The sequence below is a fragment of the Bradyrhizobium sp. WSM4872 genome (genome assembly GCF_055811715.1).
The window spans coordinates 1-8,458 of sequence record NZ_JBVVPT010000040.1; the positions used below are offsets into that span (position 1 = coordinate 1).

Annotated in this window: 8 protein-coding genes; 4 read left to right on the forward strand and 4 right to left on the reverse strand. The window is 65.4% G+C overall.

Annotated features, from left to right (window positions below; translation table 11 throughout):
• Positions 1-200 precede the first annotated feature (200 nt).
• The gene (locus AC0L3C_RS33000) at positions 201-1,328 is read right to left on the reverse strand and encodes a threonine synthase (protein ID WP_473410067.1); all 1,128 of its coding nucleotides are present in this window, start codon (positions 1,326-1,328) and stop codon (positions 201-203) included.
• Between the two features lie 400 nt (positions 1,329-1,728).
• Here AC0L3C_RS33000 and AC0L3C_RS33005 point away from each other — a divergent pair, with 400 nt between their 5' ends.
• The 4 genes from AC0L3C_RS33005 to AC0L3C_RS33020 all read left to right on the forward strand — a co-directional run bounded on the left by AC0L3C_RS33005 (position 1,729) and on the right by AC0L3C_RS33020 (position 5,315).
• Entirely contained in the window at positions 1,729-2,985 is a 1,257-nt protein-coding gene (locus AC0L3C_RS33005; RefSeq protein WP_473285069.1) for a GTP cyclohydrolase II, read from the forward strand.
• A 7-nt stretch (positions 2,986-2,992) separates the two neighbouring features.
• Positions 2,993-4,231, forward strand: a complete 1,239-nt coding sequence (locus AC0L3C_RS33010; RefSeq protein ID WP_473410068.1) for a URC4/urg3 family protein — start codon at positions 2,993-2,995, stop codon at positions 4,229-4,231.
• A 163-nt stretch (positions 4,232-4,394) separates the two neighbouring features.
• Complete coding sequence (gene upp / locus AC0L3C_RS33015) at positions 4,395-5,024, forward strand: uracil phosphoribosyltransferase (protein WP_007614501.1); 630 nt, start codon at positions 4,395-4,397, stop codon at positions 5,022-5,024.
• A gap of 78 nt (positions 5,025-5,102) precedes the next feature.
• On the forward strand, positions 5,103-5,315 hold the full coding sequence (locus tag AC0L3C_RS33020; RefSeq protein WP_473285067.1) for a hypothetical protein: 213 nt from the start codon (positions 5,103-5,105) through the stop codon (positions 5,313-5,315).
• Positions 5,316-5,331: 16 nt separating this feature from the next.
• Here the strand turns inward: AC0L3C_RS33020 and AC0L3C_RS33025 are convergent, their stop codons facing one another.
• From AC0L3C_RS33025 to AC0L3C_RS33035, 3 genes are all read right to left on the reverse strand, one after another.
• Positions 5,332-5,823, reverse strand: coding sequence for a DUF305 domain-containing protein (locus AC0L3C_RS33025; protein ID WP_473410069.1), 492 nt, complete (start codon positions 5,821-5,823; stop codon positions 5,332-5,334).
• A 103-nt stretch (positions 5,824-5,926) separates the two neighbouring features.
• Positions 5,927-7,036, reverse strand: a complete 1,110-nt coding sequence (locus AC0L3C_RS33030) for a M48 family metallopeptidase (RefSeq protein WP_473410070.1) — start codon at positions 7,034-7,036, stop codon at positions 5,927-5,929.
• Between the two features lie 3 nt (positions 7,037-7,039).
• Complete coding sequence (locus AC0L3C_RS33035; RefSeq protein WP_473410092.1) at positions 7,040-8,185, reverse strand: DUF898 family protein; 1,146 nt, start codon at positions 8,183-8,185, stop codon at positions 7,040-7,042.
• Between the last annotated feature and the right edge of the window lie 273 nt (positions 8,186-8,458).

The window sequence follows — 8,458 nt, forward strand, 5'->3', positions numbered from 1 at the left end:
GCCTTGGCCGGTGGCCACCGGCCAAGGCGCTAAGTCACTTCCATCGCACAAATGCTGGCCGTGCAGATACAAGGGGTCTCTCTCCACGCGTTTCAATTCTCATTTGAGTACGCGGTGAGATACCCCTCATCCGGCGCTTCGCGCCACCTTCTCCCGCAAAGGGAGAAGGGAAGAGCCACGACCAGACGGAATGCCCAGTCCTATTGCACGAGATCGGCAACGATGGTCGCGGCCTTGAGGCCGGTGCCGGTGAGGACCGCGACCGTGGTCTCGTTCGCCTTGATGGCACCGGTAGCGGATAGTTTGTCCAGCGCGGCGGCGGCACTTGCGCTGGTCGGCTCGGCGAACAGGCCCTGCCGCGCAAGATGTCGCAGCGCGGCGACGATCTCGTCCTCGGTGAGCGCGACGGTGCCGCCGCCGCTCTCGCGCAAAGCGCCGATGATCTCGCGCAGGCGCAGTGGATGCTTGATCGCGGTACCTTCGGCGATGGTCTTGTTGACCTCGCGCGCGACAGGCGTATCGACGCCCGCCTTGAAGCTCGCATCGATCGGCGAGCAATTGAGCGGCTGCGCCGCGAACAGGCGCGGCAGCCTGGTGATCTGACCGGCTTTCAACAGCTCACGGAAACCAAAGGCGCAACCGAGCAGAGAGCTGCCGGCGCCGACGGGGACGATGACGTTGTCGGGGGCGCGAAAGCCGAGATCTTCCCAGATCTCATAGGCGAGCGACTTGGTGCCTTCGAGGAAGAACGGCTGCCAATTGTGGCTGGCGTAGAAGATCTGGCTCGACTGCCGGATGGCCTCGGCCTCCGATTCCTCGCGCGGCCCCTCGACGAGCTGCACCGCGGCGCCATAGGCGCGAACCTGCGCGATCTTGGCCGGCGACGTGGAAGCAGGCGCGAGAATCTTCACGCGCATGCCGCCGGCGGCACCTAACCCCGCCATCGACGAGCCGCCATTGCCGGACGAGTCCTCCAGAATGGCGTCGACGCCGATCTGACGCAGGAAGGACAGCATCACGGCGGAGCCCCGGTCCTTGAAGCTGCCGGTCGGGTTGAACCATTCGAGCTTGAAGAACGGGCACAGCTCGCCCCAGGCCTGCTGCACCAGCGGCGTGCAGCCTTCGCCGAGCGTGATCGGAGCCTTGATCTCGACCGGCAGCGCCGCCCGGTAGCGCCAGAGCGAGCGCGCCCGGCCGTCGATGTCCTCGCGCGACATCCCTGCCCCCGGCGTCACCAGCAGCGGCGTGCGTTCGTCCGAGCACCAGCGCGGCTGGTCCAGCGGATAGAGCTTACCGTTGCGGGGGTCGATGTAGGCGGCGGCGGGCATGGCGGTCTCCAAGAAAGACGATAAGGCAGGCGATACGGCAAAGGCGATCTGGGCGTTTGGTTTGATGACACGTTTTGTCCGGAAACTCGACGCCCGCCGAGCAGTCCGTGCACCGCCCCTTTAAAACATTAAAAACATAATTATTTCATCATCTTACCGCGATGGCGGCGCGGTCCGCCAGTGCGGTGGCGTGGCACTCGGGCAAGTGCTGCCGGGTCGCCGGACGACGGGAATTTGGCCGCGAGCCGCCCTGCCCCCGCGCGGCACGATTAACTTGTCTGTCGCGACTGCCCGCTACAATATGTTGGATTGAGCTCGCGCCGCCGATGTTCCGCATCGGCAGCGCGACGAGCCAAGGCCCGTCCGAGCGGCGGGCCGTTGGCTTTTTAGGAGTTTGGTCATGAGCCGCGCGAACCGTACCGACCACATCCGCCTCACCTCCCATCCGGAGCCGGGCCGAAAGGCGGCCTTCCCGATCCACTGGGGCGCGGCCGACGCACGCGCCCGCGGGCCGATCATCGGCACGGTGTCGCGCGCCGGGGATCGCAACGTGATCGGCAGCCATGGCGGCTCCTATGCAATGTACCGCGCGCTCGCGGTGTCCGCCGGCGCGCTCGATCCAATTCGTAGGCCCGATCTCACCAACACCTTTCCGGCCGCGACCATCGGGCCGTTCCCGCAGTGGAGCGATCCCGCCAAGATCGTCGCGCTCGATCCCTGGGGACATCTCGTCGCCGAGAATTTCGGCAAGGACATCGCCGAGGGCATCGATATCCGTCCGAGCATCGCGGTGACGCGGGCGCGGCTGGACCTGCCGGAGATCCGCGAGGCGCTTGCCGCCAAGCGCCTGCGCGCCGACGGTGACGTCGTGCACGCCAATGGCAGCGTGTCGGTGGTGAAGATCGCGATCGATCCGGTCTGGTATCTGCCCGGCCTTGCGGAACGCTTTGCGACCAACGAGACCGAGCTGCGGCGCACGCTGTTCGAGCAGACCGCCGGCATGTTCCCCGAGCTGGTGACACGGCCGGACATGAAGGTGTTTCTGCCACCCATCGGGGGCACCACAGTGTACATGTTCGGCGATGTGACAAAACTGCCGGACCATCGCACCAAGATCACCTGTCGGGTGCATGACGAGTGCAACGGTTCCGACGTGTTCGGCTCCGACATTTGCACCTGCCGTCCCTACCTCATCCACGGCATCGAGGAATCCGCGCGCGGCGCGCAGGAGGGCGGGCTCGGGCTCGTGATCTACAACCGCAAGGAAGGCCGCGCACTCGGCGAGGTCACGAAATTCCTGGTCTACAATGCGCGCAAGCGCCAGGAGGACGGCGACGCGGCCGCCGCCTATTTCGAGCGCACCGAATGCGTCGCCGGCGTCCAGGATGCCCGCTTCCAGCAATTGATGCCCGACACCATCCACTGGCTCGGCCTGAAGCGCATCGACCGCTTCCTCTCGATGAGCGACATGAAGCACGACGCGCTGACCTCGCAGGGCATCGACATCGTCGAGCGCGTGCCGATCCCGCCCGAGCTCATTCCCGCCGACGCCTATGTCGAGATCGCCGCGAAGAAGGCCGCCGGCTATTACTCCACCGACATTGCGCCGGAGAAGGACGTCGATGGCGTGGTCGGACGTTCGCTGGAAAAATACTGATCGATTGATGGCAGACGCTTTGGAATTGCAGGCCCGTTCGCTGCTCAGCGCAGGAGCGGTTCGCGCGCGTGCCGGCGAGATGTTCGAGATCGGCCTTGCCGGCGGACTCACCCATTTCACTGTTGATCTCGATCGCATGGACGGCGTTGCTGATGCCGTGCTCGCGGTGACGCGCAAAGCCTATCCCACTTTGGAAATCCCGTTTCATGCGCGATGGCGCCATTTCGTGCTTGGCGGCGTCGACCGCTGGGCGCGGCTTGCGGATTCGGCGTCATGGCCCGATCGCGCGGCGCGGGCGCGCGCGGAGTTCGACCTTGCCATCGTCAGCGTGCTGCTCGACGCCGGCGCGGGTGCGGCTTGGCAATACCGCGAGGCCGCGACGGCACAGAGCATCGGCCGATCCGAAGGACTTGCGATCGCGAGTCTCGACATGTTCGCGAGCGGTCTTTTCTCCCGCGATGCCCGCGCGCCCTTCAGGGCCGATGCCGACGTGCTCGCACAACTGCCGCTCGCCGCGCTCACTTCGGCCTTTCAGGTGAGCGACACCAATCCGCTGCTCGGGCTCGAGGGGCGGACCGATCTGCTGCGGCGCTTGGGCAGGCTGGTGGCGGAGCGCGCGGACGTGTTCGGCGCGCACGACACGCCACGGCCGGGCGGTTTGTTCGATCACATCGCTGCGCAGGCGAAGGGCGGCGCGGTTCCCGCACCCGCGATTCTCTCGGCGGTGCTGAATCAGCTCGGACCGATCTGGCCGTCGCGGCTGGAGCTTGCCGGAATTCCGCTCGGCGATTGCTGGTGCCATCCGGCGATCAAGGCCAGCGATGCGACCGCGGGCCTCATGCCCCTGCACAAGCTGTCGCAATGGCTGAGCTATTCGCTAATCGAGCCGCTACAGCGCGCCGGAATTGACGTCACCGACATCGACGGCCTGACCGGGCTTGCCGAATATCGCAATGGCGGCCTGTTCGTCGATCACGAGGTGCTGCGCCTGCGCGACGCCGCCGACGCTGAGCGTGCGCATGCGGTGGACTCCCTGCTCGTCGTCGAATGGCGCGCGCTGACCGTGGCGCTGTTGGACCGGCTTGCCGAACGGGTCCGCGCCAAACTCGGCCGCACTCCTGAGACATTGCCGCTCGCGAGCATTCTGGAAGGCGGCACCTGGGCCGCGGGCCGCGCCATCGCCTTCGCGCGCCGTCCCGATGGTTCGCCGCCGCTCAAGGTGATCAGCGACGGCACGGTGTTCTAAGAATCCTCTCCCCTTGTGGGAAAGGGTGGCTTCGCGGAGCGAAGCCGGGTGAGGGGTTGTCTCCGCGGGCATATCTCTCACAGGAGTTCGCGGAAAGTACCCCTCATCCGGCGCTTCGCGCCACCTTCTCCCACAAGGGGAGAAGGAAGAAAGGCATCCCGTCATGCAAGGCGTCACGATCGTCGATCATCCGCTGGTGCAGCACAAGCTGACCCTGGTGCGGGACAAATCGATCTCGACCAAATCGTTTCGGGAGCTGATCAAGGAGATCGGCATGCTCCTGTGCTACGAGGTAACGCGCGACCTGCCGCTCGCCGATACCGTCATCGAGACGCCGCTGGCGACGATGCATTCGGCAAAGATCGCGGGCAAGAAGCTGGTATTCGTGCCGATGCTGCGCGCCGGCACCACCTTCGTCGACGGCATGATGGACCTGGTGCCGACCGCGCGCGTCGCGCATATCGGCCTCTACCGTGAGCCGCACAGTTTTGCGGCGGTCGAATACTTCTTCAAGTCGCCGTCCGATCTCAGCGAGCGCCTGGCGATCGTGGTGACGCCGGTGGTTGCGACGGCCAACACGGCTGTGGCCGCCATCGACCGGCTGAAGGAGCGAGGCGCCAAGGATATTCGCCTCGCCTGCCTGATCGCCGCCCCGGAAGGACTAGAGCGGCTGCGCGGACTGCATCCGGACGTGCCGATCTGGACCGCCGCAGTCGACGAAGGTCTCGACGAGAACGGCTTTATCCTGCCGGGCCTCGGCGACGCCGGCGACCGCGCCTACGGGACCAGATAGGCGCCGGCCTGCAAACCGCGTCACGTTAGGAACAGCTTCGCTAGCTCAAGGTTTTCCTGCTCTACGATGGAGAGCACGATGACCTATCAGGATGACGACCGCAGGGCAGACAGAGCACGCCGCAACAGCCCGGTGGGCTGGGCGATCGGCGCAATCTTCGTGATCGCCGTGGTCGCGGCCGTCTTCTTCTACAATGGACGCGACGTCGGCCCGCAGACCACCACCTCCAGCCCGAACAACGCGCCGAGCGTCACCACGGGCTCGACCAATTCGCCCGCCCCGGCAAAATGATACGCGCGCCGCTCCGTCAGATCGGCGGCCGCGGCGGCAGATCCTTCGCATCGGCGGGCGCGGGCTTCTCCTTGAGGTCGGCGATCAACCGTTCCATTTCGCCGATCTCCCGCACCTGGGCTTCGATGATGTCGTCAGCCAGCTTGCGAACGCGGGGATCCCTGATGTGCGCGCGCTCGCTGGTGAGAACCGCGATGGAATGATGCGGGATCATCGCCTCCATATAGGCGACGTCGGTCACGGTCTGCTGGCTTCGAACGAGCCAGAGCGAAACCGCAAACACGACGGCGCTGACGGCCAGAATGGCGACGTTCGCCGTGCGGTTCCTGTACATGCCCCACATGAAAGCGAGCATCACGGCGGCCATGACCGCACCCATCAGCAACGCCATCCACGTCCGGGTCTGGCTGTACCAGACGTGATCCAGAGCGAAGGTGTTGAGATACATCAGACCGAACATGATCACGGTGGAAGCCGCGATCATCGTGACGAAACGACCGTAAGCCATGAGGAACTTCCGCTGTTTATTGGGGGGGATAACCACTCCCCGAGCGATCGTTCCTCGCCGATGGATGATTTGGCGCGGGGCCAACGCGTCGGCGGCAAGAGATTCAGATCTTGCCGCTGCCGCAGATCCCCTTCAGCGACCGCCACTCCGCATCGGTCAGCAGCGGCGCGCCGCTGGCGGGGCGGTCTTCTTTCGTCATGCGTGCGAGGCGGTCCTCGGTCAGCGGATGGCTCGCCAGGATCGACGTGAGGCCGCCGCCTTCCTTGCCGGTGATGCGGAACATCAATTCGGCTGCGGGCTTCGGCGAACGGCCGAGCTTGTGCATGATCTCGATGGCAAACGTATCCGCAGCGGTCTCGGCTTCGCGCGAATAGGAGGCCTCGACCACGCTGCGTGAGGCGAAGATCACCGCGCTCGAGCCCGTGACGTCGCCGAACAACAGGCCGATCAGGAAGGAGGTGCCGCCGTTGTAGATCAACCCGCGCATGTTGTCGTAATGCTTGAGATGACCGAGCTCGTGGGCCAGGATGCCGGCGAGCTCGTCCGGACTTTCAGCCTTGTCGAGCAGGCCCTTCAGCACGAAGACCTTGCCGCCGGGCAGCGCGAACGCGTTCGGCACCGGGGTCGGCAGCACGCCCGCGGTCATGGAATCGTCGTCGAGGCCGGCGGCATCGCGCAGCCGATTGACGAGCTTGATGAAGGCCGCCTTCCCCGCCGCATCCTCGCACGCATTGCGACCGAAGATGGTCTTCACCTGAACCTCCGACGCATCGCCGATGCGCCGCTCGATCGGCTTCGGCACCAGCGGCGCGAGGCGGTCGGCAGCGAGCGGCACGCCGAACAGCACGACGCAGACGATGGAGACGGCGGCAGCCATCGACCAGCCGACGATTTTTGCGACGCCGCGGCGCGAGGTCTGGTGGTCGTCGAGCCGTACGCAGCGGACAGTCACGTCTGAGGCGAGCAAAGCGTCGCGGATTTCCAGCCGCGCCAGCGGCGGCGCGGAAGCGCAGGCGAGCCGCAAAATGCCGGGCGGGCTGTCGGCGCGGCGGATGTCGGCATAGGCCCAGCGAACGGGCGTCGCACCCTCTTCGACGATCTCGAGCGCGTCACTGAGCGTCAGCGTCACCTGCCGCCTGCGGCTCGACACGCCGTCGAAGAAGATCGTCGGCTTTGCGGATTGCGCCGGGACCTCGGTGGACAACTCACTCACAGCTCAGAATCCCGCGACATCGAGTCCGTCGGCAAAGCCTTCGCCGAGCGCGCTGGCAAGCTCGGCGCTGCCGCGCACGTCAGCCGCGGCCGCGATATTGTACACATCCACCGTTTCCAACACCTTGGCCCAGAGATCGCGCTGGAGATAGACCCGCATGACAATGTTGAGGGCCAGGGCGAGTGCGAGGTAGCCGACGACCATCATCACCAGTGTCGGGATGCTCTTGGCGGCATTGCCGGGCCCCAACGCCTGCTCGACCGAAAGCCCGCTCAGCTTGACGACGAGCATGGTGGCTCCGCCGACATAGGCGGCGAACATGAGCGAGAGCAGCATCCACCAGCCGATCACCTTCCAGTACAGGCTGTAAAATGCGTTGTGCGGCAGTTGCGAGGACACGCTGACATCGCCGATGCGGATACCGTCGAGCCACCAGCGCCACTCGCGCGCCTTGAACTCGGCATAGAAGAACGGCGCGAGCGGAAAGATAACCATTGCGATCGGGCTCAGCAGCCACAGCCACCAGCCGCGCTTGAAGAACGTCCAACCGTCGCCCGCGAAATCGCCGCGCAAATCGCCGTAATGGGTGTGCCGCATCTTGTACCGTTCGAGCGAGGCCTCGCGCCACGGCAATGCGAGCCCAAGCGTCAGGAACACCAGCAAGCCCCACAGCATGGCGCGGAACGAATAGGCCCAGCCCGATCCGTCCATCCAGAACCGCACGCCGCGCCAGACCGTGCGCGCCAGGCGATAGCGCCGCGCGCGAAAGATCGCGAACTGGCCGAAGGCGTAGAAGCTGATGAACAACGGCGTCGAGGCAAAGCCCTGCCAGCGCTCGAACTCAATACCGACAAGGAAGTAAGCGAGGTAGATCGGCACCAGGATCGCGAGCGCGAACAGGAAGCCGACCAGAAGCTCCTTGGCCCGCCCGGTATATTCGGCGGCGTCGCCATCGACCGCGGTGTTCGCCCACAGATGACGGCGGATGTCGGTGACGAGCCAGAACCGGTAGAAGCCGAAGGTGACGAGTTCGAGCATGGCACCCTTGGTGACCAATTTGCGAAACTCGGTGCGGTTGCCGGTGAAATCGACCCGCGTGGGCGGCAGCGGCGGGGGTAAGGGTTCTGACCCGATGGGGGCCCATTGCATGTCGTTCACGGCGGCAACCTCGGGGTGCGGACCTGGTTCGATCAAACTTATAGATCAGGGATTAGTCGATCCCCAAGATCGGCGGGTTCGATTTGGCTCGATTCCGGTCGATTTCTGGCACGATTCCGCTGTCGAGGGCGTGCGCGAGATCACGTTCGCGAATGTCCCGTAGCCCGGCAGGAGCCCCGCGGTATCCCGGCCCCCCGCCAAGGCCCGCTGAATCCCGGGTTAAGCGTGGCGGGCACCCGGCGTCACCACCCCCAGGTGGGCAAA